This is a genomic window from Rhizobium sp. 10N414, from assembly GCF_056394785.1.
On sequence record NZ_JBFTIN010000029.1, the window covers coordinates 15,289 to 40,966 of the forward strand.

General features: G+C 58.5%; 36 protein-coding genes. 2 read left to right on the plus strand and 34 right to left on the minus strand.

The window, feature by feature from the left end; genetic code table 11:
- Positions 1–2: 2 nt before the first annotated feature.
- The 20 genes from AC1DE4_RS22450 to AC1DE4_RS22545 all read right to left on the minus strand — a co-directional run bounded on the left by AC1DE4_RS22450 (position 3) and on the right by AC1DE4_RS22545 (position 17,696).
- Positions 3–416 (minus strand): hypothetical protein, encoded by a 414-nt coding sequence (locus AC1DE4_RS22450; RefSeq protein ID WP_477883149.1) that lies wholly within the window; start codon positions 414–416, stop codon positions 3–5.
- On the minus strand, positions 413–1,462 hold the full coding sequence (locus AC1DE4_RS22455) for a hypothetical protein (RefSeq protein ID WP_477883151.1): 1,050 nt from the start codon (positions 1,460–1,462) through the stop codon (positions 413–415). The genes AC1DE4_RS22450 and AC1DE4_RS22455 overlap by 4 nt, the downstream gene beginning before the upstream one ends.
- Complete coding sequence (locus AC1DE4_RS22460) at positions 1,459–5,094, minus strand: host specificity factor TipJ family phage tail protein (protein WP_477883153.1); 3,636 nt, start codon at positions 5,092–5,094, stop codon at positions 1,459–1,461. Before AC1DE4_RS22460 ends, AC1DE4_RS22455 begins: the two co-directional genes overlap by 4 nt.
- Positions 5,079–5,480, minus strand: a complete 402-nt coding sequence (locus AC1DE4_RS22465) for a C40 family peptidase (protein ID WP_477883155.1) — start codon at positions 5,478–5,480, stop codon at positions 5,079–5,081. Before AC1DE4_RS22465 ends, AC1DE4_RS22460 begins: the two co-directional genes overlap by 16 nt.
- A complete protein-coding gene (locus AC1DE4_RS22470) occupies positions 5,480–5,983 on the minus strand; it encodes a DUF1833 family protein (protein WP_477883157.1) in 504 nt (167 codons plus the stop codon). The genes AC1DE4_RS22465 and AC1DE4_RS22470 overlap by 1 nt, the downstream gene beginning before the upstream one ends.
- An 11-nt stretch (positions 5,984–5,994) precedes the next feature.
- The gene (locus AC1DE4_RS22475; RefSeq protein ID WP_477883159.1) at positions 5,995–6,348 is read right to left on the minus strand and encodes a hypothetical protein; all 354 of its coding nucleotides are present in this window, start codon (positions 6,346–6,348) and stop codon (positions 5,995–5,997) included.
- Positions 6,345–8,699, minus strand: coding sequence for a tape measure protein (locus AC1DE4_RS22480; RefSeq protein WP_477883161.1), 2,355 nt, complete (start codon positions 8,697–8,699; stop codon positions 6,345–6,347). The genes AC1DE4_RS22475 and AC1DE4_RS22480 overlap by 4 nt, the downstream gene beginning before the upstream one ends.
- A gap of 270 nt (positions 8,700–8,969) precedes the next feature.
- Complete coding sequence (locus AC1DE4_RS22485; protein ID WP_477883163.1) at positions 8,970–9,110, minus strand: hypothetical protein; 141 nt, start codon at positions 9,108–9,110, stop codon at positions 8,970–8,972.
- Between the two features lie 56 nt (positions 9,111–9,166).
- Complete coding sequence (locus tag AC1DE4_RS22490) at positions 9,167–9,526, minus strand: gene transfer agent family protein (RefSeq protein WP_477883165.1); 360 nt, start codon at positions 9,524–9,526, stop codon at positions 9,167–9,169.
- Positions 9,523–9,963 carry a phage tail tube protein gene (locus tag AC1DE4_RS22495; RefSeq protein WP_477883167.1) on the minus strand — a complete coding sequence of 147 codons (441 nt, stop codon included), beginning with the start codon at positions 9,961–9,963 and terminating at the stop codon, positions 9,523–9,525. Before AC1DE4_RS22495 ends, AC1DE4_RS22490 begins: the two co-directional genes overlap by 4 nt.
- 28 nt (positions 9,964–9,991) lie before the next feature.
- The gene (locus tag AC1DE4_RS22500) at positions 9,992–10,456 is read right to left on the minus strand and encodes an HK97-gp10 family putative phage morphogenesis protein (protein ID WP_477883169.1); all 465 of its coding nucleotides are present in this window, start codon (positions 10,454–10,456) and stop codon (positions 9,992–9,994) included.
- On the minus strand, positions 10,453–10,866 hold the full coding sequence (locus AC1DE4_RS22505; protein ID WP_477883171.1) for a DUF3168 domain-containing protein: 414 nt from the start codon (positions 10,864–10,866) through the stop codon (positions 10,453–10,455). The genes AC1DE4_RS22500 and AC1DE4_RS22505 overlap by 4 nt, the downstream gene beginning before the upstream one ends.
- An 8-nt stretch (positions 10,867–10,874) precedes the next feature.
- Positions 10,875–11,225 (minus strand): head-tail adaptor protein, encoded by a 351-nt coding sequence (locus AC1DE4_RS22510; protein WP_477883173.1) that lies wholly within the window; start codon positions 11,223–11,225, stop codon positions 10,875–10,877.
- Positions 11,212–11,388 carry a hypothetical protein gene (locus AC1DE4_RS22515; RefSeq protein ID WP_477883175.1) on the minus strand — a complete coding sequence of 59 codons (177 nt, stop codon included), beginning with the start codon at positions 11,386–11,388 and terminating at the stop codon, positions 11,212–11,214. Before AC1DE4_RS22515 ends, AC1DE4_RS22510 begins: the two co-directional genes overlap by 14 nt.
- A gap of 11 nt (positions 11,389–11,399) precedes the next feature.
- Positions 11,400–11,714 carry a head-tail connector protein gene (locus tag AC1DE4_RS22520; RefSeq protein ID WP_477883177.1) on the minus strand — a complete coding sequence of 105 codons (315 nt, stop codon included), beginning with the start codon at positions 11,712–11,714 and terminating at the stop codon, positions 11,400–11,402.
- A 1-nt stretch (position 11,715) separates the two neighbouring features.
- Positions 11,716–12,321, minus strand: a complete 606-nt coding sequence (locus AC1DE4_RS22525; protein WP_477883179.1) for a hypothetical protein — start codon at positions 12,319–12,321, stop codon at positions 11,716–11,718.
- Positions 12,321–13,682, minus strand: coding sequence for a phage portal protein (locus AC1DE4_RS22530; RefSeq protein ID WP_477883181.1), 1,362 nt, complete (start codon positions 13,680–13,682; stop codon positions 12,321–12,323). Before AC1DE4_RS22530 ends, AC1DE4_RS22525 begins: the two co-directional genes overlap by 1 nt.
- Positions 13,682–13,966 (minus strand): hypothetical protein, encoded by a 285-nt coding sequence (locus AC1DE4_RS22535; protein WP_477883182.1) that lies wholly within the window; start codon positions 13,964–13,966, stop codon positions 13,682–13,684. The genes AC1DE4_RS22530 and AC1DE4_RS22535 overlap by 1 nt, the downstream gene beginning before the upstream one ends.
- A 66-nt stretch (positions 13,967–14,032) precedes the next feature.
- The gene (locus AC1DE4_RS22540; RefSeq protein ID WP_477883184.1) at positions 14,033–15,988 is read right to left on the minus strand and encodes a phage major capsid protein; all 1,956 of its coding nucleotides are present in this window, start codon (positions 15,986–15,988) and stop codon (positions 14,033–14,035) included.
- Between the two features lie 10 nt (positions 15,989–15,998).
- Positions 15,999–17,696, minus strand: coding sequence for a terminase large subunit (locus AC1DE4_RS22545; RefSeq protein WP_477883240.1), 1,698 nt, complete (start codon positions 17,694–17,696; stop codon positions 15,999–16,001).
- Positions 17,697–17,728: 32 nt separating this feature from the next.
- Between AC1DE4_RS22545 and AC1DE4_RS22550 the strand changes: the two genes are divergently transcribed.
- Positions 17,729–18,043 carry a hypothetical protein gene (locus AC1DE4_RS22550; RefSeq protein WP_477883186.1) on the plus strand — a complete coding sequence of 105 codons (315 nt, stop codon included), beginning with the start codon at positions 17,729–17,731 and terminating at the stop codon, positions 18,041–18,043.
- 143 nt (positions 18,044–18,186) lie between these two features.
- Here AC1DE4_RS22550 and AC1DE4_RS22555 read toward each other — a convergent pair whose 3' ends face one another.
- The 3 genes from AC1DE4_RS22555 to AC1DE4_RS22565 all read right to left on the minus strand — a co-directional run bounded on the left by AC1DE4_RS22555 (position 18,187) and on the right by AC1DE4_RS22565 (position 19,036).
- A complete protein-coding gene (locus tag AC1DE4_RS22555) occupies positions 18,187–18,438 on the minus strand; it encodes a hypothetical protein (protein ID WP_477883188.1) in 252 nt (83 codons plus the stop codon).
- A 2-nt stretch (positions 18,439–18,440) separates the two neighbouring features.
- Positions 18,441–18,764 carry a GNAT family N-acetyltransferase gene (locus tag AC1DE4_RS22560; protein ID WP_477883190.1) on the minus strand — a complete coding sequence of 108 codons (324 nt, stop codon included), beginning with the start codon at positions 18,762–18,764 and terminating at the stop codon, positions 18,441–18,443.
- A gap of 137 nt (positions 18,765–18,901) precedes the next feature.
- Positions 18,902–19,036 (minus strand): hypothetical protein, encoded by a 135-nt coding sequence (locus AC1DE4_RS22565; protein WP_477883192.1) that lies wholly within the window; start codon positions 19,034–19,036, stop codon positions 18,902–18,904.
- Between the two features lie 665 nt (positions 19,037–19,701).
- On the opposite strand from AC1DE4_RS22565, the gene AC1DE4_RS22570 reads away from it, so the two are divergent.
- Entirely contained in the window at positions 19,702–19,881 is a 180-nt protein-coding gene (locus AC1DE4_RS22570) for a hypothetical protein (RefSeq protein WP_477883194.1), read from the plus strand.
- Between the two features lie 133 nt (positions 19,882–20,014).
- On the opposite strand, the gene AC1DE4_RS22575 is transcribed toward AC1DE4_RS22570, so the two are convergent.
- The 11 genes from AC1DE4_RS22575 to AC1DE4_RS22625 are packed head-to-tail and all read right to left on the minus strand — an operon-like array spanning position 20,015 to position 25,613.
- The gene (locus tag AC1DE4_RS22575; RefSeq protein WP_477883242.1) at positions 20,015–20,737 is read right to left on the minus strand and encodes a transcription termination/antitermination NusG family protein; all 723 of its coding nucleotides are present in this window, start codon (positions 20,735–20,737) and stop codon (positions 20,015–20,017) included.
- A gap of 2 nt (positions 20,738–20,739) precedes the next feature.
- Positions 20,740–21,126, minus strand: coding sequence for a hypothetical protein (locus AC1DE4_RS22580; RefSeq protein WP_477883196.1), 387 nt, complete (start codon positions 21,124–21,126; stop codon positions 20,740–20,742).
- Entirely contained in the window at positions 21,126–21,560 is a 435-nt protein-coding gene (locus AC1DE4_RS22585; protein WP_477883198.1) for a hypothetical protein, read from the minus strand. The genes AC1DE4_RS22580 and AC1DE4_RS22585 overlap by 1 nt, the downstream gene beginning before the upstream one ends.
- A complete protein-coding gene (locus AC1DE4_RS22590; RefSeq protein ID WP_477883200.1) occupies positions 21,557–21,826 on the minus strand; it encodes a hypothetical protein in 270 nt (89 codons plus the stop codon). The genes AC1DE4_RS22585 and AC1DE4_RS22590 overlap by 4 nt, the downstream gene beginning before the upstream one ends.
- 4 nt (positions 21,827–21,830) lie before the next feature.
- The gene (locus AC1DE4_RS22595; protein WP_477883202.1) at positions 21,831–23,561 is read right to left on the minus strand and encodes a bifunctional DNA primase/helicase; all 1,731 of its coding nucleotides are present in this window, start codon (positions 23,559–23,561) and stop codon (positions 21,831–21,833) included.
- Positions 23,561–24,274 carry a DUF1376 domain-containing protein gene (locus AC1DE4_RS22600; RefSeq protein WP_477883204.1) on the minus strand — a complete coding sequence of 238 codons (714 nt, stop codon included), beginning with the start codon at positions 24,272–24,274 and terminating at the stop codon, positions 23,561–23,563. Before AC1DE4_RS22600 ends, AC1DE4_RS22595 begins: the two co-directional genes overlap by 1 nt.
- Positions 24,274–24,501, minus strand: a complete 228-nt coding sequence (locus AC1DE4_RS22605; RefSeq protein ID WP_477883206.1) for a hypothetical protein — start codon at positions 24,499–24,501, stop codon at positions 24,274–24,276. Before AC1DE4_RS22605 ends, AC1DE4_RS22600 begins: the two co-directional genes overlap by 1 nt.
- Complete coding sequence (locus AC1DE4_RS22610; RefSeq protein WP_477883208.1) at positions 24,501–24,749, minus strand: hypothetical protein; 249 nt, start codon at positions 24,747–24,749, stop codon at positions 24,501–24,503. The genes AC1DE4_RS22605 and AC1DE4_RS22610 overlap by 1 nt, the downstream gene beginning before the upstream one ends.
- Positions 24,746–24,958 (minus strand): hypothetical protein, encoded by a 213-nt coding sequence (locus tag AC1DE4_RS22615; protein ID WP_477883209.1) that lies wholly within the window; start codon positions 24,956–24,958, stop codon positions 24,746–24,748. Before AC1DE4_RS22615 ends, AC1DE4_RS22610 begins: the two co-directional genes overlap by 4 nt.
- Positions 24,959–24,960: 2 nt before the next feature.
- Positions 24,961–25,239, minus strand: a complete 279-nt coding sequence (locus tag AC1DE4_RS22620; protein WP_477883211.1) for a hypothetical protein — start codon at positions 25,237–25,239, stop codon at positions 24,961–24,963.
- A complete protein-coding gene (locus tag AC1DE4_RS22625; RefSeq protein WP_477883213.1) occupies positions 25,236–25,613 on the minus strand; it encodes a hypothetical protein in 378 nt (125 codons plus the stop codon). Before AC1DE4_RS22625 ends, AC1DE4_RS22620 begins: the two co-directional genes overlap by 4 nt.
- Positions 25,614–25,678 lie beyond the last annotated feature (65 nt).

A 25,678-nucleotide genomic window follows, 5' to 3' on the forward strand; every position in this document is an offset into this window, starting at 1 on the left:
CCTTAGAGTTGCGAAGCAGCCAGGAAGAAGGCGTCGATCTGTTCCGGCGTCATACCGAGAGTCTGGCCGAATGCGTTGGCCATTGGAGACGACCGAACAAACTCACTCACCGCGAACAGCATTTTGGCACCGAACTGCTGCTCGGCAGCCAACGTGCTGATGAAGGCTGTGATTGCCGTCGGCAAAGCCCCCGTTGTCACGGCAGCCAGCGCCTCGTTTTCCGTAATAATGCTGGCAATCGCTGCCTGTTGGAAGAACTGCCGACGGCTGATCGGAGGGATAGGCGGGGGCGGATTGAGAAAGGCCACAACGTCCGAACTGTCTTCAGGCAATTCCTCTTCCGCCACGCCTTCGCAGACGTAGGCATAGACGCCATCTATCTTGCCATTACTGTCGCGCGATACAAAAACCGTCATACGTTGATCCCCCTGTCGTCCCACCAACCGAGACTAATCATGGTATTCGAGCTAAACGTCCCAGAGCTTGCAGACGCAAGGAACCGTACTTGGGCCGACGTGTTCGTGTAGACGCACTCAACTATGGTAGTGTCGAACTGAGACCCGTTCGCGCTCTGGAATGCGATATTAGGCGATGCTAAATCTCCATCGCCTATTTGGTTCCCACCAGCGGAGGCCGCGCTCATGCCAATGGTCGATGACAGGATCGGTCGGGTGCGAATGCCGACTGGAGCCGTACAGGTCAGAAGGATATTGCCTGAGCCGCCTGTGCTTGATCGGATAGTTACGGGGGTTGCCAGCAGGTACCGATTGCCGATCTGTGTGAATGGCAATATGGCGGCGCTGGCCCGAATAATCGACCCGATGCGGCGCTTGCGATCGTAACTCGTCGGCATCGTTGGCGACGTTGCTGATGCCGAGAACAGTGCGTCCACAACTCCCGTATCGGATCGCTGGATGAGCCAGATATGGTAGGTGCCGTTGGCGATCGAGCCGGTATCAAGTCCACCGTTGCCGGTGCCGACTGCCCAGACTGCATCGAGGCGCTTGGTGAGGGCTGAGGCAAGCGTGATCAATGTGGGGGTAGCCGCATCGCTTGCGGCCGTGCCGGCCGCAATGTCAATATCATTGGTGGCATCGCTGACGTTGTTGGAAGTCGTCAGGCCATTCAGCAGTCCCGATAGCTGGAGGCCAGCCGGGTTTTGAATGGCATTGTAGTTCATGTCGAGCGGACCTGACATCTTGGTGCTTGGCCGCGTCTGCGCGCCTGTCGCAGTATCAATCGTCAACACTAGCCGGTCATTCACGCCGTCGTAGAAATAGTACGTGTGCAGGCCAGCCGTTGCGGTGCTAAGCCACATCGTACCGGCCACCGCATAAGTGGGGCGCGAGGCCCCACTATGCGACGAAATCTGTGCGTCAAAGTTATCATCGATGCGGCCGGCCATTACATCCGGCGCCACCGGCCCGGAACGCGGAACGCCAAAGATTGGTGCTTGGGTCATTGAACTGTCCCGTATCCTTTCGCGACATAGTCAAACGTGCGGGCGATAGAGGTCCCTGCACTGTTCTTGAACTCGATGTGAAACCCGATCTCGTCCTTGCCGGTGATCAGGTAGTAATCGCCGGTTGCCAGCCCCTGCGCGGCGATGGAAACGCCCTGCAAATGCTTGAACGATGGCGTAAAGGCGATTGCCAGCCCGCCAGGAGGCACGACGATATCGTTGCCGGCGATCACACGATCCGGCATGTCGACCGTGACCGTGAGGCCATCAACGATCGGCGTGATATCCGCTTGACTGCTTTCGAGCGCGGCTCGAAAGCGATAGCCCCTTGCCGACACGTCGCCTGTTACTAGCGGCGTCCAGCCAGACCACACCGGTGTTCCAGATGGATCATCATCGGTCGTTGATATCTCGACTCCGACATTCCATTTGCTGCCGATATCGCCAAAGAAGTCGGTTCGATCGAAGAAGTCGTTCAGCGCAAAGAAGTCATCGCTGGACCATTGGCCGTGCGCATCAATCTGCGCCGTTATGCGGGAGGTGTAGACATCTACGAGATCAACCACATTGGTGAAATAGTAGTAGCCAAGCGGCAGATATCCCTCCGACGACAAGAAGAAATCTGCCGGCGCGAAGAAGTCCGATGGCGCGAAGAAGTCGGACGCCACTCCAAGCCTAAGCGCCGAGCCGTCGAAGAACGTGCCATCCTTGACGCCGGAGAACGGTGCCACCTCTTCCGCTTCTTCAACGGCATTGAATGCGGTGAGGCCGTCGATCGTGCTTACAACGATTGCTGGGTTGAGCGACTGAAGGCCAGAATAGCTGATCGCCTTGATGAGATACGTTCCCATCAAAGGCGGCACATGTGCCTGCGGCCCGATGACAGGCGAGCGCAGTATCGACGCCGTTTGCCACGTCACGAAGGCCGATGGCACCGGTGAATAGCGGATCTCGTAGTGGGAAATCCCCGTCGATGCATCGACCGCATCCCAAGTCAGCGTTGCCAGATCTCCGGCTACGGCAATCCCGAAACCGGTCACATCGGCAGGAACCGTTGAGAAGATGACGGCATTCACCGCGGCATTCAGCCATCCGGACAATTGGCCGTTGGCAAAAATTGCCCGAACTCGGACATCATAGGCGCCGGGATCAAGACCGGGAAGATCTGCCTTTGTCGAACCTACAGTAATCGACGGGGCCCAGTTTCCAGTCCCCTTCGCCGCATACTGGACAATGTAATCGGTGACCTTTCCAACATCAGGAGCGAACCACGACAGCGTCAGAACCGACGTCGGTGGAGCCGTCGTCCAGATGCTCTCCACATAAGAAAGCGCGGTTGGCTTATGCGAACGGTAATCCACCAGAGGCGGAATGCCAGTCTGGAAAGGCGGAATCGCTCCCTCGTCAGCATGAATAATGGCAGGAGCGTCGTCGACGAGCTCGAGCTTTGCCGACAGGTCAGCCTGCGGCGTGATGCTCTTGACGCGAAGAACGACGCTTTCCATGCCGTTCTCGCCGAACTGCACAAGGTCGCCAACGGCTGGCAATGCGCCAGAGTCGGAGAACGTGAACTGCGTGAACTCGCCATCGATACCTGCGACAGTGCGAACCAATGAAGAACCGTCGGCAAGCCGGAAGCGCATGGAATAGTTCTTGCCAGCTTCCATCGGCAGCGTATCGTCAAGCGTCACACCACCCGCAGAGACCGCCTTAACACGGGCAGCGCCGAGACCCCAAAGTACCACGTCATGGTTGACGCGCACACGGTCGCCTCTGGTGCATACGAGGTGTTCAAAGTCGGTCGTCAGGCTGTAGGTTTCGCGCTGGAGACGAAGCTGGGCGAGATGATACCGGCCGTGCCGCCAAACCAGATCTGAACTGGTGATGCCTGGGAAGTCCAAGCCCTCGAATTTGGTGGCGTTCGCTTCCGAGTATCCATCGTCATAGACAACGCGCTCATCGTTCAGGAAGCCATTGTCACGATTGATGAAGTTGACCCTGAAGCCATGCGGCAAGTCGGCATAGGCGCGAACCGACGAGAAGCCAGACGAGTTGCGCGGCGTGAAGTGCTGCACAATGTCAGAGCCGGCAACATCCCAAACCACACCCCACTTCCCATCTCGGAACGAGACGGAAGCGCGGCCTGCGGCGGCGATCTCGGTCAGCCGGTCGTAGACCGAAACCTGATCGGTGCAGACCTTGTCGTAGAAGAAGCCCTCAGCCGCGCAGTAGTCGTGCCAATCCTGAATGCTTTCGAGATCGATCGATGCGTCGGCGACAGGACGAGCGTTCGCGTTACCCTGCAACACCTGCCTGAAGTGATCGGCGGGGTTGCGGGTTATCTGACCACCTACCCACGTCGACCCATTCCACGAACGGATCAGCGGCGCGGCCATGAAGTTAAGTTGATTGACCGTGCCGTTGAGTTCATTCGTTGCCTTGACGCGGAGAGCAATCAGCGTCAGTGGTTTGCTGAAGTTGATGGATGGCTGATCACGCCGGCCACGGAGAGCCGTCCAGTAGGTTGCCTCCGCAACTGTATCGTCGCCAACGTAGTCCGCTGAGACCTTTCGAATCCGAACGTCATACTTCCCGCGAGCCACCGAGGCCGCGTAGGAGCGGCGAATGGCTTGTGCAGAGGCGGCATAAGCTTCCACAACGCCAAGAGATACCCATGCGCCAGAACCAGCCAGTGCGTACTGGATCTCGATTTGCACAAGGTAGTTGACTCGATTGCCGTCCGACTTCTTGTAGCGATAGACGCCATTCGGCCAACTGATATCGACCGAGAACTCGTCTACGTCGTCAGCCGTCGTGCGCTGAACCCAGCCACTGGCATTATCCAGAAGGACAGAAATGCTCTCTTCGTAGGCGGGGATCGTGTAGAGCGTTGGCGACTGAACAGTATGATCTGGAATAATCTCGTACGTCAGCCCCTCAAACGCACTGACGGGAGTTTCGGCGATCCTGAGATCCCACAACGACATGGGTCCGTAGCCAACAACAAACAACTGCCGCAGATACTGATCGTCGCCGACGATTTCCGTATAGGAACCAGCCGCATAGGGCGGCGAGACCCGATGCACGCCGAAGATCTCGGGGATAGCACCATACTGCTGGTTTTCGTTCTGCGCGCCGCCGATCGAATAGAGTGTCTTGGTCTTGTCTTCGGCCTGCTGCTGTGGCTTTGCAACCGGGAACAGTGCGTTGATGGCAAGAGACCCGGCCATCGTTATACCGGCGCCAATCAGGCCTATACCCGCTGATGTTGCGAAGAACCCGCCGATTGCCGCACCGAGAACCGGAGCGAGGAAAACCGCCGCAATCGCCACAACAACACCAAGGATGCTACGAAGCGCGCCTTTCCCCGGAACCTTAACGATGGAGACATTCGCCCCTGGCTTGACGCGGACCCGAGACCAGTTGTTGAACTCGATCGAATGGCCGTTGATCGTCACGTAGAGGCGGCTCGGCTCGATCCCGCACTCTTCGATGATCTCGGCAATCGACAGGCCCGCCGGAACCCGCACGTGCTCGCGGTGCTGGCGAAGCGGGGACCGACGCAGATAGACATCCACGTCCTCTCCCGGCGCGAACAGCTCCGCGCGTCGTTCTTCTACGATTGCCAGCATTCGTTGAACCTATAAAATCCTGAAATCCGGTTCCGCCAGCGCATGTCGCCGATACGGTCAATGACCGAAGGGTGAGGCCCTTCGCTGTGGAGCATGCGCCCCTGCCCCAGGAATACGCCGACATGGCTGTCATGCCTTCCAGCCCGCATCAGGACGCAATCACCGACTGCGGGCGTCTCCACCTGCTGCCAGTGCTTTTCGCGCTCCGCGGCGATCAGTGGGGCGATGCCGCTATGTTTGAATTCTCGGGCATCCATCTCAACCGAGTAAGCCGGTACCGGTGTGCCAAGCACGTCGCGATAGTAGAGAAAAAGGATGCCCCAGCAGTCCGCGCCGGTGTATTCGCGCCCGTGCGGCACGTAGGGAATCCCGATGAATTGTTCCATCAGAACAGGCCGGGGAAGCTGCCAGGCGTAAAAAGCTGCGCCGGATGTGGCTCGTTGATCAGTCCGTCGGCGACCAGTGTTGCGGATATCCGGCCTTCGTCTAGCGTGACGTCCGAGAGTTGCAGCGCCGGCAGCTGGATTTCGACGGCATCGAGATCGGAAGCAAGCACTATCTCAACCATGATGCTGGCCGGTGTGGAGATGCTGCGGAGGATCGCCACCAGCGAGCGATCCGTGTTGTCCATACTGAGATCAATCCGTGGTGGACTATCGCTCTTGTCGTCCGGCAGTGTGAACTCGAACGGTAGAAACAAATACTCGTTGCCGCGGCTCATCGTGCCGTAGATCAGCGGGTCATTAGACAGACGCGTGGTCGGGTCGCTGGATAGGTAGATCGGCGCGTCCAAATCCTCATGCGTAACGGTCAGGAGGCATATGACGACCTCTTCTGATTCCTGATCGTAGAGCCCGGCGATGAAGCCAGGCGACAGGTTGCGGCTCATGCTGCCTCCATTCAGGGCAAGACTTCTAGCGCGAGCGAGACATACCACTTAGGGCCCGTGCGGCTCGCTTTGTGAGGAGTCGTCAGCCGTACGAGATTTGCAGGGCGCCCGAGCTGGTCAGGGAAGATGAAAGCCTTCGCGCCATCGAGAAGGTCCGTTTTCACGAAAGCCATGAACACCTGGTATTGCGTGGCGGACATGACCATCTGCCCGCTTTGCTTCCAGACGTTCGCAGTCGTCCTGCGGCGGGCCTTTGCCGGCCCTACCGAGTTTTCAGTGCGCAGCAAATTATCCGCGCCCTCCTCTTCATACGAGGTGAGCGTGAAGCACTGCGGGAGTTCTTCGGGCCATGTCGGGGTGGTCATCTCTTGGCAAGGCCTCCTCTAAGACCAAACTGAGACTGCACCGCGTTGCGCGAGCGTGAGCCGGGAGTCGACATCTTGTCAGCGACTAGCTCGTCAACGACCACGTCAATTTGCGTACCTCTGGAAGTCTGCTTTGATTGCTGACTTATCTGGGCGGACGAGTTGTTGGTGATGTTCACAACGACGCCCTCCCCTTTCGCAGATCCTTTCCCGGCGAGCTTGGGTAGTGTCGGCGCGCCGACCAAACCACCACTAGCGTATCCCTGTAGCCGCCGGAGATTGGCAACACCGATACGTCGGGTGGCCTCTGCGTCGAAGACATACTCGCCCTTGTGAACAACGCCCGCCGGTTGGTATTTTCCACCAGCGCCGGTGTAGCCGCCCTTGTCGAATCCATTCGTCAGGAAGCTCCCGAGCGTCGTGTTGGCTTTGAACGCGCCGCCACCGAAGTTGAAGATACTGCCGAATCCGTCGAAAGCAGCGTTGAGCGCCATGTCGAGCAGCTTCTCCGTGACTTTGTCCAAAGCGCCTTCAAGCGCCTCGGCCGCGGACTTGCCTTCGCGAAGATCCGAGATGAACCCGCCGACGGCATCCTTCGCGAGCGACTTGAAATCATCGGCGCTTTGTCGAACCAGATCCTGACTGTGAGCGAGCTGCTCGGCCTCGGCGCTGGCAGTGGCGTACCCGTTGGCGAGATCGAGCATGGCTTGCGCCTGGTCTCGTGCTGCTGGGGATAGTCCATCGAAGTTTCCTGCCAGAAGCTGCGAGACGTCCTTTAGTTCCTTGCCCACGGCAAGCCCGGACTTCTGCGCTGCGGTCAGCAGGCTTGCTGCTGCGCTCGCTCTTTCTGAAGCGTAGCCGTAATCATCAATGAGCGGGTTGACGGAAGCCTGCGCCGCCGCCTCTGCCTGAACCGCGGCAGTCCGCTCCTTAATTTGCTCGATCTCACGCTGGTAGTCGCTTTCGCCTCCACCGCCACCACCGCCTCCGCGCTTGCGGCCGCCTCCACTACCGCCGCCTTTTCCGCCAGTGACTGGAAAGCTCGCGAGCGAGACTGGCTTGACCCTTGCAGGCTGATTGCTGAGCAGGTCATCCTTGTTCTTGCCGGCGAACTCCGGGGCGTTGATATTGGCAACGCTACCGGGCGTGATGCTTATTGAGGGGATGGTGGCCGGCATATTCGCGGCTGCCGCCCGCACGTTGGCAAGCGCCGCCTGCACTTCACCAAGTCGGGCAAGAGCCTCAGTGTTGTCGAACCCTAACGATGTGTTGAGCGCGATGCGCTCCTGAAGCACCTTGATCTCCTTTTCGAGGCTTGCTGTCTCGTCCTTCGCTTCAGAGGCATCAAGATTTATGATGTTGCCATCGCTGTCGGTGACGCCCAATGCTTTGTTGAGGTCGGCGAAGAAATCAGAGTTCCCGATGCCTCCCAAGAAGCTCTCAAACTCTGCTTTGGCCGACCGGATTTTTTCGATCAAGCCGGACACGTTGAAGTCTGCAATGGCCTGCGCCGCCGTATTGATGCCACCCGCAAAGCGTTCGCTTGCGCCGGTTGAATTATTGAACTCGCGCGCGACGTCGATAAGAGCGGTCTGGAGGTTAGTTGTCGCTTGCGAGACTGTAGTCGTGGCACCAGCGACCTTCTGCTGAAGTGTGGGCGCGCCGGCCTCGAATGCGCGAAAGAAAGCCTCCGAAGAAACTTTGCCGTCTACGATCAACTGCTTGAGCTGAGATACAGAGCCGCCCGCCTCCTTGAGACCAGCAGCAACAGCCTGGGCAATCGTGGGGACGCCTTCTAGGATCGAATTGAACTCTTCAGCATGGACCGTACCAGAGCCAAGAGCTTGCCCGAGCTGCAGTATAGAGCCGGAAGCGGCGACGGCGTCGGTGCCGGCTACTCGCATAGCCAGAGCCACGTTGTTGCTGAAGTTGGTAATCTCTACGCTGGAAACGCCAAGCTCCTTCTGAGCTTGAGCAACTTTGGAATACAGCCCGGCGAGCGTTTCTATAGGAGCGCCGTTCGCTAGCGCCGCCTTTTGTAGGTTCTGGTAAACCTTCTCCAACTCAGCGCCAGAGAGACCGGCGACCTTGAGAGAGTTGTCGATGCGCGTAGCTGCCTCGGATAGCCTCAGTATCTCTTGAGCAGCCTTGCCGGTGGCGAGGCCAGCGGCGATAGCCACCCCTGCTCTAGCAAACGAGAGACCGATGCCCTTTGTAACGGAGTCCGTTTTCTTCTGGATTGCGCCCAGCCGTTGGTTGGTCACACCTTGGGCCCGGTTCAAAGCGCTCTCGTACTTTTTGATGTCCGCCGAAAGCTGGACAACAAGACGCTCAAGGTCAGTTGCGGGCAATCTCGCCTCCTGCTAACGTGCAACCTATGGATGGATTTCTCAAAATAATCGGAATGGCGGTATTCGTGGTCGCCTTGGGTGCAGTTGTCGTTCTCGCAGCCTCGACACGGGGAGCCGGAATGGCAGCAATTGTCTATGCGTTGCCAATTATGGTCAGCGGCGCTGCGACCTATGCGCTCGGGGCAATTCTCTCGAACCTGATCGCGATCAGAGATGCCTCAGAGAGGCAGGCCGCGGCATTGAGCGCTCTAGTGGCTCAGCAGAGGTCATCTACTCCTTCGACTTGAGCCACTCGAAAAGTTCGTCTGCCTGCGTGTCGCTCATCCTGCCGTCTTCGCGTTGGTGAGCATCAGCGGCGGCGTAGAACTGCCACATCGACATTGCATTCACTTGCTGCGGCGTGAACCCCATCAATGATCCAACGCCGTAGATCGCGCCAAACCTAAGCTTGCCGTTTGGCAGGTCGTCTATTCGACTTCCGCTTGATTTGGCGCTTCGGCTTCCCCCAGCTTCTCATCCTCCGCTCCGATCAGGCCTGCCGATAGGATCGCCACGGCGTATGGATGGCTTTCGAGCGGCGGGCGAGCTTCGACGTAGGACCGGACGAGCTTGAGAGCTTTGACCGGCTCCATCCCGCCGCCAATCAGGCCGAGGCGGATCACATTGGAGATGTCCTCGATGCGCCATTGGTGAAGGTGCAAACGGTTGAGGACCACGTAGGGGCCTGCATCCGTCTTTTCCTGTAGCTCGGCAAGTTCGCCCCACCCCAGGCGGAAGACATAGTCGCCATCCGCCCAAGCAATCTGGATCTTTGCGTCCCGGCTCACGGGGTCACCGTGCGAACGAGTTCACCATCGCTCTGCATCTCGACGTTCAGCGTGACGCGGCCGCCTTGCTCTGCGCCGATCTCAATCTGCGAGATGTGCATGAGGCCAGTCCAGGTGATCGTCTTCGCCGGGAACTCGAGTTCGATCTTTACCGGCACGCTCTCGACGCTCTCAGAGGCATCAAGCCACTTTTCGGCAGATTCGACAGCCGCAACGCCTTCACCAGAAATTGAGGCAGAGAGCGAGCTAGCGTCGCGACCGACCCACGCGACCTTATCCGGATCGTCACAGTCCGGAAGATTGACGTCGGTGAGATCCTTCGTGAGCGTCAAGCTCTTGGAGGTGAACCCGCAGGGCGCGGTGTAGACGATCGGTTCAGCATCGTTGCCGAGGAGAACTCGGAACTTGCCAAAGCGGGCAGTAGTGGGCTGTGCCATGGAGTATCTCCTTCAATGGCGGTTGCGGTTAGCTTCCAGCAGCGACTTCCTTCGCCGCCTTATTGATTGCTCGGGTGACGCGGCTTTTGATGCGCTTCCGATTGGCTCGAAAACTGACGTAGAAGAACGGCCTCGGCGGTTGTGCGGGTATCGTCGCCCCGGCGAACTTCCCACCGGCGGTGTGCGCGCTCGTGCCGAACTCGATCCAACGAGCGTAGAAGGCCTCACTGTTGCCGGCGTAGATCGTGATGGTGAGATCACCGCCGGTGCTCTCAATCTTACCGATCGCCATTGCACCCTTCGGGGCGCGGCCGTAAGTCCAACCGATGCTGTCGCGCAGTGCGCCGGTATCGTCAGCCACCAGCGATTTCGCCAATGTGACGATCTCGTCGGCACCGGCTTCCATCGCGTCTTTGATTCGCTGTTTCACTTTTGAAGGCAGTCGATCAAGCTTTGCCTGAAGTCGCTTCAAGCCCTCTATAGTGACCGTCACGTCTCGGCCTCTTCAATGATCGCCAAGATCTGGACGGTGCCATGCTGCGTGGTGGGGTCCGGATCATCAACCACGCGCCAGAGACGAACCTCCATCGTGGCCAGCGCCATCTCGTCGAGCGGGAACTCCTTCTGATGAAGCGACCGTCTAACCTCGGCGATCATGTCGTCCATCGACCAGCGTGACGCCTTGCGCGACCAGATGTCGATCTGCCCCGTTATCTCCTGCCCGAGGATGCAGTCAGCATCTTCCGACGAGCCATAGAACGGCCCGCGACTGATGTAGGCATTCTTCGCTCCCCACGGCTGGTCTGGGGCCTTGTCGTGGATACCTTCGACCATTGCCACCAGGGCAGCATTCGCCGTCAGCGCGTGAAAGATCGCGCTCCAGAGTTCCTTACCAGCGCTCATGATTGCCCCTATGCGGCAGTGCCCGTCTGGGCTTCGAGATAGACCCAGTATCGATCGGAGACGGCATCCACGATGCGCACCGCGTAGACGTCACCGGTGCGAACGTCCCTCATTCGCCAGTCGGACTTGATCTGCTTGGTCTCTGCGGTTGAGCGAAGATAGACGCCGAGCAAGTTGCGACCCTCCAGCCGCGCGGCAACAACAGTCTCGGAGCCGCCGCGGGGCCGAAACGCCGCCCACGCTTTGAAGCGCTCAGCGAAAGCCCCTTCCGTGTTTCCGAGCCCGTCATCGACGACGGTCCGCTCATCGAAGGCAACGCGGTGCTGCAGCTCCCCTGAGGTTGGCTTACTCGGCGCCATCGTCTGCCTTTCCGCCAGAGGGGATCTCGACTGCCTTTCCGGCTGCGACAGCCTGATCGGCGCACTCGCGCTTTACGGTCAACTCCATGCCGGCCTTGTAGCCGATCGTAGAGCGAGGCGTAGGCTTGTAGTCGAAGTTATCGGTGAAGCGGACACGAGCCATCTCGAACTCCTTTAGGCCATTGCAGGGTCGCGGAGGCGATATAGGAGCGCCACCACCGGGTTTTTCGGATCACCTGAGCCGAGACCGGGCAAAAGGCCGCCGGTCTCGGCCACATCGAGCAGGCTCTGGATGACGAGCAAGATCGCAGCGGAAACACGCCCAGGAACGGTGGTCTGATCCCATCCATGGTCTGGCTTTTTCAGGTAGTCGATTACTGCATCCTCGGCCTGGCTGATCTTCAGCTCGATATCCGGGATGCGTTCATCGTCAACTACCAGTTCGAGGCGCAGCGCGAGATTAACTTGATCGACGGTCACAAGAGCCATGTCACTTCACCTTCGCAGGAGCGCCTATCGCCAGCGGTTGGAACTGCTTGGCTTCCTTCGCCTCCCCGTTCTTGCCGTCGCGACCCTTCTTTGCGCAGAGGGTCCAGTCATTCGAGCCTTCGCCCGGCTTTTCAGCCGTCTTCTGCGCATCACAGTGCCAGAGGGAGCCGGCCCACGTTACCGTGTCGCCGCGCTCGTAGGGCTGACCGTCCTTGAAGACGCCGCGGTAGAGCATGACCGGGAATCCAAGCTCGATCTTGTAGTCCATCTCCTTCCCGGTGAAGGACAGAAGGACCGTGCGGCCGTCATCCATCACCGAGGCGTCAAAGTCTTCGAGATTGAAACCATCGCGGCCGGGCTTCCCGGGGTCACCATCCTTGCCGACGACAAGACCGAGATCCTTCGCGCTGCCGTCCGACATGGTGATGATGAGGTTGCCCGATCGATCTATGAGCGCGCTGACCACATCGACCGGAGCCGACTTGCCAGCTATGTCTGCCAGCCGCTTGTCCATCGCGTCGATCCGAGCCTCGAAGGCGTCGAAGGACTGCTCGACGTATGCCTTAACCGCCTCGAAGCCCGCGTCGAATGCTTCTTGCAAGTCCATTACGCGGCCTTTCGTGTCTTGCGAGGAGCTGAGAACAGCCCCTTGGCGTGGGTGACCGAGAGTTTCTTCTCTGGCGGCTCTGGCGTGGCCGCTGGCGGCGGTTCAGGCGCTGAAGCAGTACCGAACGGGTCAGGTTGCGCGTCGCGCTTGGCGAGTGCTGCGAGGCTGTAGTTCTGCTGTTGCAGGTAAACGCTATCACCACCGATAACCGGCTTGAGATCCAGCTTCCGCCGTTTCTCGTCGATGGTCATGATGCCGGACGCCTTGTCGAGCGTCTCCATCAGAGACAGGCTGTCCATGCGGAGTAATCCGTCCTGGTCGAACTCAGTCCCCAACGTTTCCCCGGTTCCGAGACCTTCGTCGAGGCAAAGCTCGATGTCCTCCATGAGGCGCTGCAAGCACTGGCTATAGTACTCGACGTTCAGGCTCTGGACGTTGTTGTTCGTCGGCATCTGGCCAACGCCGATCTTGTAAGGCGGGACATGGTACGTCGAGCAGATGACTTCGGCGGTCCACTTGAGCTGCTCGATCAGCTGGCTATCAGTGGACTTTGCCCTCATCGCCTCGTACTTGAGGCCATCCCCGAGAACAGCCACCTTGCCCGAGTTCTTGCCCGAAAAGCTGCTATCCCAGTAGTCCTTGACCCTCTTTGCCGTCGCATCTTCGATCGCACCAGGCGCGGTGAGAACCCCTCCGGGCTGCGCACCGTTCTGGAAGAACAAAGCGCTGTCATTCTGGATCGCGAGCCCCTGCATTGCAGCGAGCCCGCCTGCGAAGATCGGCGATAGGCCAACCAGCGGATGAAAGAAACAATTGAAGCGATCGTGGATGATTTCACGTGCCGGAACGACAATGAACTGGTCCACACCGCTCAAAGCATCTGTATTCAGCTGGTAGAAAACCGCCCCGCTATCGGACACGAGCGGCGTGACGAGATCCGGGTTCAGGACGTAGAGCTTGACCACGACGCCGCGACCGTCGCGCTGCTTCAGGATGTATGCATTCCCGCGCTGCAGCTTCGACAGCACCCAGCTTTCCATGAACTGGATGCGGGTCTGCCAATCGTTCGGCTTGCGCAGGACAGGCGAATAAGCAGGGTTCGATGTCTCCGACCAGATGCCGTTGCTGTCCTTTGACACAAGCTTGATACGAAGCTTGGCAATGTCCGAGGCGATTAGCGTGCGGCAGGCGAAATCAGCGTGATTGGAAAGAACGGAGTCGAACTTGATCTCGACGTTCTGTTGCCATGCGCCTGGATAGCTTTCGAGGATTGACCACCATCCGCGGCCGCCCTGCGGGACAGGCGAGATAGCCTTCTGCGCTGTCTTGACGCGGGATATGTTGAACCCGAATAGGCGCATCAGTTAGCGTCCTTCGCCTCTGCAATTTTCGACTGAAGAGTTTCGGCGTCCCATCCGTTGAACGCCCGTTTCCCAAGAACGTCCTGATATTCCTTACGGAGAGCAGCCAGCCCGTCGGCCGGCGCACCGGACGCTTTATGTTTCGCCTCGGCCCGATCAGGCGCGGCCTTCGCCTTCTTGATTGCGATCAACAGGCGACCGTTCATGTTTGACGTTGTGAACCTGTCGCCTGCCGAGAGCCGACGCGTTCCATAGACCATGGGGCGAGTAGCAATGAGGTCCATTTAACCCTCCATCCAAACGAGAAAGAGGTGGGGCCAAAGCCCCACCTCACACCTGTTCACCAGCTTTTACGGGGTGACTACTGCGCCGTAGTCGGCATCGCCGATGTAAGCGACGGCAGAAGCGCGGCGCTTAGCGAAGTTCAGCGGACGTACGACCTTGATGGCCACGGAATCCGTCTGGAACATCGACACAACGCTGGTATTTGCCACCGGAGTGTCGCTGGCTCCGTCCGGAGCGCTGTCCATCTGGATGGCAGCCTCTGTCGAGAGCGAGACTTCGACGCCACGATCACCGATCTTGTAGATGTCGGACGGCTTCAGCAGGATCAGGTCGCCGGCACCAACGTTGCCACCCGCGACGAGCGGATCGCCCAAGAGCGAACCACCATTCGCCGAAAGGCCGGGGAATGCCCAATTGCCGAGCGCGTTCTGCATGAGACCGAGCGACTTCGCCAGCGACTGCGTAGTGACGAAATAGAGGCCGTCGGCGTTGTTCGCCGTGATGAAGCCACCATAGAGCGCCTTCACGTCGGCGATTACGCCTTCGATGTCATCGCCTGCGCTGGTTCCCGCCGTGAGCCCGTTCAGGATGCCGGCTGGGGAAACGCCGGCGCTCGCCGCACCGGTGCCGAGGAAGGTCTGATCGACACGCTGCGCGGATGCCTCCACGAGAGCGTCACGAACGAGCTTTTCGGCAGATGGCGAAGAGTCGCGGAGTAGTTCCTTCGAAACGACTGCCAAGGCCGCGACCTTGAGCGGGGTCAGGTTGACGTCCATGAAATCCGCCTTGCTGACGGGAATGGACTTGGACTGACCGACCCAGTAGCCGGTGGCCGCTCCATCCTGGCCGGCGATGTTGACGTTGGCCGGAACTTCGCGCAACGGCAGCTTGTCGAACACGGTTCGGCTGTACAGGTATTCGATGAAGTCGCCGGTGTAGCGATCGATATGGACCAATTCCGCACCCCATTCACCGGAGTCGGTGCCACCGCCAGCAACAGCAGCCTTGATTGTCTCGACGAGCTGCGGGCTTTTCTGGCCCCAGCGCTTGTGCGCAATGCCGACTGCCGACACATCGTCGATACGGGCCAGGGTCTTGGCGATCACCATGCGGGTGAAGTTCTGACCCTCGAAGGCCTCGTCCTTGTCGCTCTTGATCACGACAGGAGCGCCCATGCGAGCGGCAGCGGCAGCATCAGTCGTCTTGATCTGGTTGGCGACGACCGGCCTTGCGCTGAGAGCCTGTGCCTTCTCCAGAGAGCGGAAACGCTTCAGGTCACCGTCGATCTGCTCGACTTCGCCCTGCAAGGTGTCGAACTCTTCCTGTTCGGACTGGTCCGTGGAGCGGCCTTCGTCGATGGACTTCTGCATGATATCGGCCATGCGAGCGGCTTTAGCCTGCCGAGAGGCTTCCAGCGCCGCGATCTGTTCAGCAATGGTCTTCATAGCTGTGTGTTCCTTTGGTTTCAGGTTTACTGGTTTGGTGGATTTTCCCGAGGCGCCGGGGCGAGCAGGCCGATCGCCTGCCTTCGGCTCTTTGCCTGACGCGGCAAGCAGAGGGCGATCGATCGACTTGATGGTGGAGATCACCGCATCAGCGTTTGCCGGTACGGAGACGAGCGAGAGTTCGAGGACTTCGGAGGCGATGAAGCGAATGCCGCCATTGTCCATCCAAGCGTGTTCGAGCGAACGAAAACCAATCGAGACGGCTCTGACCAGCCCAGCCTTGAGTTCGCCCCATGCGGTTTCAATACGATCGCGCAGCGGGCCAGCTTCCTCGATGATCGGGAGCTTTGCCTCGAAGGTGATGCCGTCCTTAGTGGGTTTGTCGAAGGTCACGGTACCGACAGGTTTGTCGTGATCGTGCTGATGCAGGAGTGGCATCGGGTTCTTGAACTGGACGCCGAGGGGTTCAACGATGTCGCCGACGCGATCCGGGTTAGGTGTGGTGGCCACGCCGCGGATAATGCGCTGCTCCTCCTCGACGGCTTTCACCGTCAGGACAGAATACATCCTGTTCATGTGTGCTTCCTTATCGGCCGCCTACGACCAGCATCTGGAATTGCGGCTTGCGCTTCGGTTCGGGATTGCGGCTCATCACCGTCACGGCGTTGAAAAGCGCCATCGCGACGTCGATCTTCGCATCGCCGGCATTCTGCTTCGTTGCTCTGATTGCCGTTGCCGTCGGCTCTATCTTCAGGTTGCCGACGCACCACTGCATGAGGGCGGTGCCGGAATGGCGTAAGGTGCCATTCGCAAGCTTCCGTTCTGCCGTCTTGATGGCGTTCATCAACTGGTAGCCCTGCGGCACGCCGATCAGGAGCCCCTCTTCCTGCGTCACGCCGATCTCGTCGAGAGCTTCGACCATTTCGCCCAGTCCGGCCGGGTCGACGGCGACACAGGCAAGAAGACCAGCGTCTTTGATCTGTGCGACGATACCGACGATATCCGAAATATCTTCAAGCTCGTCGTCAACGATCGTCAACTCGCCCTTGGCCTCGAATTCGCGCAGCTTGGTGGCTATCGACTGGCGCCGCCTCAGAACGCCATGGTGGCACCAGGCGTGCACCCAACAGAGCCACTCTCGCGTCACCTTGTGCCTTCCAACGACAGCGAGGCCGAACAAGTCATCGAGGCCGCCACCGTCCAACCCCGGCACGATCACATCGCAGCTGGCGAGGAGGTACTCGAGCGTAATCTTCTCTTCTGCTCTACCGTCCCAGAGATCAGCCCCTGGCCATCTGTTGGCCCTGAGGTTCATTCCGATCTCAACGTTCAGGTGTTTAGCGAGGAAAGTTGCCAGCGTCGTGCGGTCACCGGACAATTCCTTGGTCATCTCGTCTTGCAACCACTCCTGGCTGACCGATCGACCGATATTCGGATTCGTGACGTAGAAGTTCGCCGGATCTTCGTAGGCTTTCGCCTTGATCATGTCGGGCGGAAACTCATAAATCACCGGCAAGAACTTGCGGTTCTCGATCACACCGTCACGAACGTTTCGAGCATAGTCCAGCTTCGCCTTGAAGACACCGGCGGGTGGCTCGTCGCTTTGAGTCGACAGCGTGATGATGAAACCTTCCGGCCTCGACACCAACCCGCCCGTCGCCTCCCTGAGCATCGCATCTGCGTTTGCTCGCTTGCCGAACACCCAAAGCTCATCGATGAGTATCCGACCTGCCTTTTTGCCGGACACCGTATCCGTGTCAGCGGCGACTACCTTCAGCGCCGCATCAGTTCCGAGGTGCTTGATTGTCCGAAGGTGGTCCTGAACGACAAGCAGACCACCCTCGTCTGCGTTGGCGTCAAGCTCAGGATCTGCCCGAACCATGGCAGCAGCCGGCTTGTAACTGTTCTGGGCAACTTCGATCGTCGGCGCGAGGATCAGCAGTTCCTCATTATGACGCCAGTTGATGATCAACGCCGTCAGCATGATCGCCGCGGCGATGGTGGATTTGGTGTTCTTCTTGCTGATCAGCAGGAAGAATTCGGTAATGAGCTGCTTGCCGGTCTCGGCATCATAGGCGCCGAAAATCGCAGCGACGAAATCGAAGACCCACTGGTCGCTGACTTCGCCGAACGTCGGTTGCCCTGGCAGGTCGGTGACCTTCAGCGCCTTGAAGACACTCAAGGCGTAGTCAGCTTCGCTCTGAAACAGAGGACGGAAGGCGATAAGCGAACGCTGCGAGACAATGCGCTTCTCCCAATCGGGGCAAGCGGTCGACCAATTCAGCGTCACGTGTTATCGACCGCGAGCTTAGGCCCATGCCGCTGGGCAAACTTCCCGCCAGCGGCAGACGCCGCAGCAGCCGCATCTTTTCGAGCGGCCTTCTTTCCGGCCTTTGCCTCTTCGGCCTTCGCATGGACGAACGGGGCTGCTGCAATCGCCATCTTATCCCGTCGCGCGTCTTCTGCGTCGTCGTCATTCATCACATCGAGCATGTACTCGAGGGGACTTTTGTCGCCCAAGGACTTCTGCGGCTTTCTCGCATGATCTTCGTCACGAGCGATTGGAGCCTTGCCAGCTTCCTTCCGCGGCCGGCCGGCGCCCGCGCGGTAACCACCTCTGGCCATCTTTGATTCCTTTGATTTCTAGGAAGCGAAATTCAAACAGCAGAAATAAAATCTCTGCATGTGGGGGACGCGGGTCCGGCCGGGAGGCTAGTTTCCAGTCTGACCCTCCCCCCCTCTGATGGGATAGGCCCGCTTTGCCTCACAGCGCCTCACTGGTGCGCTTCGTCGTCATCCGGGCTTGGTTGCCCACCTCTGTCCTCGCTACTTCTCAGAGGAGAGGTCTCCATTCTGTAAGCGAGACCGATGATGGAGAGTGAGAGGAGCGATCGATATCCTGCTTCCTGCTTTACCTCTGCACTGACGACGCCGGGGATTAGCTTGCCATCGAGGAATACTCGCATCTTGCCGTCCTGGTAGTGGCGGACGACAAGGCGTGCACTGCTGGGCTTGGTTATGGCCATGGCTACTGCGCCACCTCCGTAGGTTCCTTGCCATCGAGCCAGTCCTTCAGGTGGAAGGAATACATGATCGCCGTCTTCGCCCTGCCCTGCGCTTCGAACGCAGCCTGTGCAGCTACGTTGTTGATGTGGGTGCCGCAGTCGATCGAGAGGATGTCACCGCGCTTTTTGGCGCGCTCAACGAGTGCAGTGAATAGCGCGGTGTGGATACCTTTGCGCCGATGCTCCTCCAGCACCCACGCGAGCACGATGAACCATGAACATTTCAGATCATCGTAGCGATAGATGAGGAAGCCGATTGCTTGTCCGTCTTCCCCGACCGCTGCCATTCAAGGATCACTCCATGCCGGTGCCACATGAGGCTGGAAGTCGAAACCCTTAGTCTCAAGTTCGATCATCGCGTGCGGGACAAGTGGCCAGATCGGCGAATGTCCACAGTTCGAATGGAAGAGGATCGACGCCAAACCTATGTTCCTAACTGCGCTCTGCGCTCTTCCGACTGGATCAGCCCGTCGTGGATGCGCTTGGTCACCGTCTCGATGTTGTTGATGTCCCAGAAGAGAGCCGGATCGCCGTGATGCGGGATCTTGTGGTTAGCCACTGGTGAGTTCTGATCATTGCCAGTGCCCGAGCAGATCTCTCCGCTGCGCTGGCAGGTGTAGAGGTCACGCTCGAAGGCCTGACGCCTGAGTCTCTCCCATCGTGGGGTGTTGTACCAGGCGCGCCATGGCTGGGTTTGGCGTCTATAGTGGTCTCTTGCCTTCTCGCCTTTCGGTCTGCCTACAAGTGGAGGCAACGTAGAGACCAAAGGACGGATGATTTTAAGCTTCTTCCCCAATCAACGTCTCCGGACGCGCCGACCACTCATTGCAACTCTTCGATGTATTCGGTTAACTCACATAGTTCAGGTGCAGCGAGGTGAGTCGGAATGCGCATGCATACCCCTTGTGAAGGATTGAGGCTGAGGCAATGCCTTGAGCTTCGGTACGACGGCTATACCCGAGTTGTCGAAGTACACGCAGTTGGGACGACCCAAGACGGAAATGACATAATGCTAGTCTGGCAGGTCCGCGGCGGCAGTAATAGCGGCGAGCGTCAAGGTTGGAAGTATTTGCGGCTCGACGAGACATTCTCGATCCACGTGATCGATGAAGCATCAAGAGCGCCTCGAACAGGATATAAACGCGGGGACAAGAGAGTGGCCTACATGCGCTGCCAGCTGTAGCCTCATGTCTTTCGATGGAAGCCCAGATAGGAGACCAATAAATGCGCATGAAGGTTACTATTCGCGATGAAAAGAACCCTGATAGATCTGTTGTCTTAGAGTTTTCCGCTTCCGAAGAAGGTGATATTGCCACCTACGTCAAGGCTGCTGGTGACAATTTCCGGCTGGACTATCCGGATGTGAGCTTCGAAGACAAGCTCATTTCTATTGAGAAGGTCTGACCTGTATAAAAAACGCATTTCTTCTATCGCGCGGCTTACCCCTCAGGGGCCGCGTGGGCCGGCGTCTCTGCGCACTGTACGCCCACAAATCAGTGCGCAGATATTACCAGACGGTTATGTGTTTGCAAGCGGATCAGCCGAGCTTCAACAACTGATCTAGCGTTTCCATAACTATTGCGCGTGACGAAGGCGCCATCATCGCTCTCGATAGGCCCCCAGTAAGCTCGGAATACTGAGAATTGCGGATGCGCCGGCTGTTGCCTGCCTTCGGGCTGCCCTTCCGTTTCGCGCGCTGCTCACGCTCCACTTCGTCCTGACGCATGGCATAAGACTTCGCCAGCATGAACGCCTGATCCTCGAACCACTCGGCATAGCGCAGTCGGTCAATCACCTCCTGGGCGAAACTGAAGGGCTCTGGCTCATCGCTGTAGACCCGACTGAACTTCAGCAGCTTGCCGACTCCTTCAACGGCCTCGACCCCGCGGAATTGTAGTGTTGGCAAATTGACGAAGACATACCCCGTGAAGATCGGGAAACGTCGTTCAATGAGCTTGTGGTTGCGATGGTGGCGGATCACCTTGCGATAGCACGGCATGAACGATTCAAAGCCGGCGTTGGCGAGATTGCGCTCGATGAGGCTCAGACTGGGCTCTCGACCGTCGTTGACGGTGGCAGAGGGTGAACGCTGCGACCCTGGAACAGCCTTCACCGCAAACCAAAGTTCTTGCGCTGGGTTCCACCCCCTTTGATGTCCCTCACCTTTGCGTACAACGCGAAACTTAAGTTCCTCGGCGCGCGCAAGCTTAGCCTGCCTTTCCTCGTTCGATGGATCGAAGGCCCTTTGAAGCGTCTGCATGTTCAAATCTTGATATCCTTCAGCTGGTTCATGATTGAGCTGCGGCGCTGTTGTCCGGCCGCTCGGGCTTGCTCGCGCTGAGCCTTTGTAGGTTGGAGGCCCATCGTCACCTGTCGCACCGTGAAGCCCTTGCGCTTCAGCGCTTCGACTTCAGCCATGCAGTCATCGCGGTCGGAGTGCGCGAGGTGCTGGTCTTTTCGGCCGTTCTCGATGCGATCGATCCGCCAGTTCCTGAAAAGCTGACCCGGCATCTGGTAATACTCGTAGGCGACGATAACGGGCGTCGGACGAAAGCGTTTGGTCGCTGTTTTGATGCGCTCGGCATTCACCTTGCCGAGCAGCTTTTCAATCATGCGCTGCTGCACATCCTCGGGGAGTTCTTCGACCATCACTTACTCCGGGCCTTCTCGGCCATGTACGTGGCCGGATCGATCCGTTTGACTTCAGAAGCCGCACCGAACGTGCCGAGCTTGTGGTCTCGGTAGGCGCGCTCCCCGGCTGGATCGAATTTGGTAGCAGCGATCGAACGGACCCAACCGACAGCCTTGCCGGCGTTCGCCATCATCTGACGATCCTGCAGCTCCTTCTGCCGCTTAGCCTTCCGGCGACCCTTCTTCGACTTCTGCACTTCCGGCGTTCCCCAAAGCACCTTTTTGTTGCTCTTCGGCTTCGTGGGCCGGCTGGCTTCGTTGTCGAGACGATCGAGAGCCTTCCAGGCAGCTGCGTTGGTATCGAACGGTCCTTCCACAACCTTGCCGCGCTGGTCAGTGATCTCGTATCGGCCGTCGTCGTTTCTGGAGACGGTGAGAATCGCTGCCTTCATGCCGCGTCTCCCGTCAGGTCACGAATGCGCCCACTGAAATCCTGAGCTAGTTCATGTGCGGCCCGACGAGCCGCATGGTTGTCGATGCCGCTCCACATGCTAATGCGCCCACCATCGGCCTCGACAACATCCACAAAATACATTCGCTGCCCGGCCGCATAGTGCACGCTGCGGGTCCGTCCAGCAGTGGTGGTCGTCGTCATTTTGACGACACGAGCATTTATCTCGATATGAACGATCGATGGAAAATTGATCACGTTGCTCATGCCGCTATTCGCTCCCAAGATTTTTGAAGCTGGCGGGGATCTCTTCGAACCGTCGATCGGCACCGACGAATTGAAGCGTCACTGATCCAGGTCGGCCGCATATTGGCTGGCGACGGATCTTCTTGGAGATGACGTAAGTCACCTCCTCTTCGTAGTCGCGGTAGACGACAAGGCCGGCATCCGCCTTGTTGCGCCAATGAGCACTTCCTGCGAGGTCATAGAGGCCTGGGATAGGTTCCTTGCCCTCGCCGTGCGCCTTGAGCTTTGTCGGGTGGATAATCATCCAGATCGTGCAGCCATGGCGTTTGCCGAACTGCTTGCACTTGGAGATGAGCTGCGAAATGAACTCCGTTTCCGTGAGCTTGTCTGGTCGGGATGCCTCAATCTCGTTGTAGGGATCGATAACGATGTTCGTAACGCCGTACCGGATCACCGCGGCGCGTGCTCGCTCGAGGAGCCAATCGATTGATGGCGTATGATCGACAGCGCCAAGAAGGAAAATCCGCTCGTTCAACCACGCCATGGCCGACATCAATTCAGCTTCAGTCATTCGGTGCGTCGGGCCGTCGTGGAATGGCTGCCCAACCCAGATTTCGCAGAGATCTACGATGTGATTTGCCTCGCCCGTCTCCGGGGAGAAGAACCCCCACTTTTCGTCGCGGAGTCTGGCGGTTTGAACGGCGAACTGATCGATGACGCGAGACTTGCCGTGATTCGGGATGCCCGTGATCGCGATGAACTGCCCGGGGATGTACTTGAATGCCTTGTCTAGCTCCTTGAAGCCGGTCGTGAGCGGCTGCGGACCTTTGCCATGGTAGATATCGAGCACGTCGCTTGCGAAGCTCTCGACATCGTGCAGACCGTCGATCGGCCATGGCTCGGCATTAGCGACACAGTCGACCAACATCTGCCTGCCGTGGTTCAGTAGGCATTCGTTCGCGTCCTTGCTGCCAGCCGGCAACCGCACCCGGAAACTCCGGTCTTTGCCGACGCGGCGCGCTATCTCCTGCGCCAATGCTTCACCGGGTCCGTCCATGTCGGTGGCGATGAGGAAGCGCTTTACCTCCACCAGCAGCTCCCAATGGGTGCCGAAAGGCTCGTAACGCTTCTCGCTCGTCTCAGGGCCAGACGGCGCCCCGTTCGGCAATGAAATGACGTGATGCAGGCCGGCCTCGACCAACGCCATGACGTCGATCTCACCTTCGCAGATGATCAGATCCTCCCCGGCGCCGATACTGTCAGCGTTGAAGAATACGGGCTCCGGGTCCTTCTCCTGGCGAAACAGCTTATTCGCAGTGCGATACTTGACGTTCCGAAGTTCGCCGTCCCACTCGTACGGGAAGGCGATACAGTCCTCTTCCTTCTCAGTCTGCGGGAAGAACTGGCGGGTTTTGTAGATGCCAAACCGCTCGACCACGGCTCGAGAAATTCCACGCTTCTCAAACCATGCGTGCAGGCTATCAGGGCGCTGTGGCGAGGTTTCCCGCTGCGGCTTGCGATAGACGCGACGCTCGCGCACCGGGCGATACTCGTTGCCACCAGCGCCACCGCTGAATGAGCAGTGGTGACAGTTCCAGACGGCGCTGCCATCCGCCTTGACCGTCACCGACAGGCAGGGATCGCTCTTCTTGCGACGGGACGACGAGCATGCGGGGCACGTTGTCTTATGGCTGCCGACGCTCGTGCTGCGGATGCGGATGTTGTGTTCGGCGAGAGCTGCGAAGACGTCCGTCATCACATCCTCCCGAACAACTGGGCTTTGGTCGTACCGGTCTTCGGCTTGTCCAGCTTGCGCTTGTACCAATTTCGCCAGGTTGCCAGCCAATCGAGCTTGGCGCCCTTGGGATCGGACAACGACCAGTTCTTCATGCGCTCGGCTTCGGCCACTGCTTGCGATTTCGACATGCCTGCCACGACAGCCTCATCGATCCACTCGGCCGGTGGCGACCAATCGGCAGGAAGCCGCGAAGCGCGCTTTTTGGAAGAACCGATAGGTTCTTTTTTTCCTTCTAGGTTGGTGGTTGGTGGTTGGTGGTTGGTGGTTAGGTTTTGCTCGGGAAAACCATCAGGTTTCACGTTCTCTTGATTTTGCTTTGTTTTTGAGCGCGGTCGGCCACCATTCGCGCCAACTTCAGATGCTCTTTGGATGCGGTTTAGAGACTTTTCAACCTCACTTTGGGCTCTCTTCTGCGCAAGTTTGCCGTCAGTTTGGATAAAGATTTTCCCTTTCTCGACTAGGCTCGCAACAATGCGTTTGCTGTCGGACGGACGCACGCCGCACAGCATTGAGAGGCGGCGATGGTTCTCGGGAATGGTGCCTCCCTCGGACATGATCAACGAGCACACCATCCAGTAGACGCCCTGCTCTTCTGCGTTCAGGATGCCGGCAACGCCGGCAATGTATTCGTCAAAATAGAAGTCAACGTGCCGTGCCTTCCCTGCAGCCATCATAGATCACCACTTGGCATACGGGTCTTATGGACCGGGAAAACAGCGATGTTTCGTTGTTCGACGTCGATCGGCAAACGTCTGCCTTCGGGAAGGAAAACGTTGCTGAATTCCTTCCATGCCCGAACAGCAGCAATACCATCTTCGATTTTGAGGGTGCGATCAGCCCGACGCCTTGCGGTCGAGTATCGGTCCCATGCTTCGATTTGCTCTTCGGTGCTCGTCATCAGGTGCCAGCTCCCCTGACATAGGTGCCCGGGATATCGAAATGGCTGATGGCAGCTCCGAGGTTGGCGACCAGATCGAAGCTGACCTTGTGAAGCTTGGAGACACGATCAAGCTCAGAGTTTCGGCTACCGTCCGCCTTCACGTAATCCATGTCCATCAAGAGGTCATAGATCACCGCCATCAGCTCGCGGAGATTTTCCATTTCGTAGACGAGGTCTGAAGGATCGAGCGTTTGGTTCGGTCTCATTTCAGCTCCTCCCGGATCTCTTCGAGCCTATCCCCCACGATCAGGAGCTTGTTTTCGATTGCGTCACAGACCGCCTGAATGGCGTTCCTATGCTCGGCCGTTCCTAGGCCGGAGGCGGCAAGAAATACGGCTTCGTTCAGGAAGCGGACGCTGGATAGGATGTCTTCGACATCGCCGATCTTGCGGCTTGCGAGGGTCGTAGTAGCCATTTTCACGCCTCCTCCCGAACAACAAAGACTGGGCGAGCGTCACCGACCACGAGGCAGAAATGGCATTCATGGTTGATGGCGCTTCGCCACGACTTCTCGGGATGCAGCTCTGCCATGGCTTCCGCCAAGGCATCGGCATGGTACTGAGCGCGTGCGGTCGCTGATGCGCTTGCCAGGAAGTCGTCTGCGCTGGCCTTATTAGTCTGGGCTGTTACGACGGTTGGAGCGGCGATGCCGGCCAGCAGGCCAAGCGTGCGGCGGCGGGAGAGTTCGAAGGTCATCGTGTTGCCTCCTCGAACGCGTCATGAATTTTGCCGATGAAGTCCTGCACCTGGTAGATCGAGAACAGGGTGTTTTCGACTTGATCTCGGGTAAGAAAATAGTGGCTTGGGCGCCCGTAGTCCGTCATGTCCCTTGAAAGCCCCTCCTCGAGCAATCCGGCCAAGATCGACGCCATGCGGCGGGCGTTATCGATCGGCGCCTCGAAAAGGTCTGAAATAGACTTTGGTCGCTCGGCCATGACTTCGCCTACTGGCGCGGCGGCGACCGACGTGTTAAGACTTGCCTTGTTCATTTCCTTCTCCTTCTCGGGATTGATTGAACCATGGCCCGGAACCGTTGGCGCGGTTGCCGGGCCTTTTGTTTTTTGGGTCATGATTAGGCCATCCTCGCGATGCTTGCCTTAAGACCTAGTTTCTCCGCCAGGGGAGCGACCGGAAC

Coding starts and splice junctions, on each gene's coding strand:
- AC1DE4_RS22450 (WP_477883149.1), bottom strand. CDS start 416: ATGACGGTTTTTGTATCGCGCGACAGTAATGGCAAGATAGATGGCGTC.
- AC1DE4_RS22455 (WP_477883151.1), bottom strand. CDS start 1,462: ATGACCCAAGCACCAATCTTTGGCGTTCCGCGTTCCGGGCCGGTGGCG.
- AC1DE4_RS22460 (WP_477883153.1), bottom strand. CDS start 5,094: ATGCTGGCAATCGTAGAAGAACGACGCGCGGAGCTGTTCGCGCCGGGA.
- AC1DE4_RS22465 (WP_477883155.1), bottom strand. CDS start 5,480: ATGGAACAATTCATCGGGATTCCCTACGTGCCGCACGGGCGCGAATAC.
- AC1DE4_RS22470 (WP_477883157.1), bottom strand. CDS start 5,983: ATGAGCCGCAACCTGTCGCCTGGCTTCATCGCCGGGCTCTACGATCAG.
- AC1DE4_RS22475 (WP_477883159.1), bottom strand. CDS start 6,348: ATGACCACCCCGACATGGCCCGAAGAACTCCCGCAGTGCTTCACGCTC.
- AC1DE4_RS22485 (WP_477883163.1), bottom strand. CDS start 9,110: ATGGGGTTCACGCCGCAGCAAGTGAATGCAATGTCGATGTGGCAGTTC.
- AC1DE4_RS22495 (WP_477883167.1), bottom strand. CDS start 9,963: ATGGCACAGCCCACTACTGCCCGCTTTGGCAAGTTCCGAGTTCTCCTC.
- AC1DE4_RS22505 (WP_477883171.1), bottom strand. CDS start 10,866: ATGAGCGCTGGTAAGGAACTCTGGAGCGCGATCTTTCACGCGCTGACG.
- AC1DE4_RS22510 (WP_477883173.1), bottom strand. CDS start 11,225: ATGGCGCCGAGTAAGCCAACCTCAGGGGAGCTGCAGCACCGCGTTGCC.
- AC1DE4_RS22515 (WP_477883175.1), bottom strand. CDS start 11,388: ATGGCTCGTGTCCGCTTCACCGATAACTTCGACTACAAGCCTACGCCT.
- AC1DE4_RS22520 (WP_477883177.1), bottom strand. CDS start 11,714: ATGGCTCTTGTGACCGTCGATCAAGTTAATCTCGCGCTGCGCCTCGAA.
- AC1DE4_RS22525 (WP_477883179.1), bottom strand. CDS start 12,321: ATGGACTTGCAAGAAGCATTCGACGCGGGCTTCGAGGCGGTTAAGGCA.
- AC1DE4_RS22530 (WP_477883181.1), bottom strand. CDS start 13,682: ATGCGCCTATTCGGGTTCAACATATCCCGCGTCAAGACAGCGCAGAAG.
- AC1DE4_RS22535 (WP_477883182.1), bottom strand. CDS start 13,966: ATGGACCTCATTGCTACTCGCCCCATGGTCTATGGAACGCGTCGGCTC.
- AC1DE4_RS22540 (WP_477883184.1), bottom strand. CDS start 15,988: ATGAACAGGATGTATTCTGTCCTGACGGTGAAAGCCGTCGAGGAGGAG.
- AC1DE4_RS22550 (WP_477883186.1), top strand. CDS start 17,729: ATGCCGCTGGGCAAACTTCCCGCCAGCGGCAGACGCCGCAGCAGCCGC.
- AC1DE4_RS22555 (WP_477883188.1), bottom strand. CDS start 18,438: ATGGCCATAACCAAGCCCAGCAGTGCACGCCTTGTCGTCCGCCACTAC.
- AC1DE4_RS22560 (WP_477883190.1), bottom strand. CDS start 18,764: ATGGCAGCGGTCGGGGAAGACGGACAAGCAATCGGCTTCCTCATCTAT.
- AC1DE4_RS22570 (WP_477883194.1), top strand. CDS start 19,702: ATGCGCATGAAGGTTACTATTCGCGATGAAAAGAACCCTGATAGATCT.
- AC1DE4_RS22575 (WP_477883242.1), bottom strand. CDS start 20,737: ATGCAGACGCTTCAAAGGGCCTTCGATCCATCGAACGAGGAAAGGCAG.
- AC1DE4_RS22580 (WP_477883196.1), bottom strand. CDS start 21,126: ATGGTCGAAGAACTCCCCGAGGATGTGCAGCAGCGCATGATTGAAAAG.
- AC1DE4_RS22585 (WP_477883198.1), bottom strand. CDS start 21,560: ATGAAGGCAGCGATTCTCACCGTCTCCAGAAACGACGACGGCCGATAC.
- AC1DE4_RS22590 (WP_477883200.1), bottom strand. CDS start 21,826: ATGAGCAACGTGATCAATTTTCCATCGATCGTTCATATCGAGATAAAT.
- AC1DE4_RS22595 (WP_477883202.1), bottom strand. CDS start 23,561: ATGACGGACGTCTTCGCAGCTCTCGCCGAACACAACATCCGCATCCGC.
- AC1DE4_RS22600 (WP_477883204.1), bottom strand. CDS start 24,274: ATGGCTGCAGGGAAGGCACGGCACGTTGACTTCTATTTTGACGAATAC.
- AC1DE4_RS22605 (WP_477883206.1), bottom strand. CDS start 24,501: ATGACGAGCACCGAAGAGCAAATCGAAGCATGGGACCGATACTCGACC.
- AC1DE4_RS22610 (WP_477883208.1), bottom strand. CDS start 24,749: ATGAGACCGAACCAAACGCTCGATCCTTCAGACCTCGTCTACGAAATG.
- AC1DE4_RS22615 (WP_477883209.1), bottom strand. CDS start 24,958: ATGGCTACTACGACCCTCGCAAGCCGCAAGATCGGCGATGTCGAAGAC.
- AC1DE4_RS22620 (WP_477883211.1), bottom strand. CDS start 25,239: ATGACCTTCGAACTCTCCCGCCGCCGCACGCTTGGCCTGCTGGCCGGC.
- AC1DE4_RS22625 (WP_477883213.1), bottom strand. CDS start 25,613: ATGACCCAAAAAACAAAAGGCCCGGCAACCGCGCCAACGGTTCCGGGC.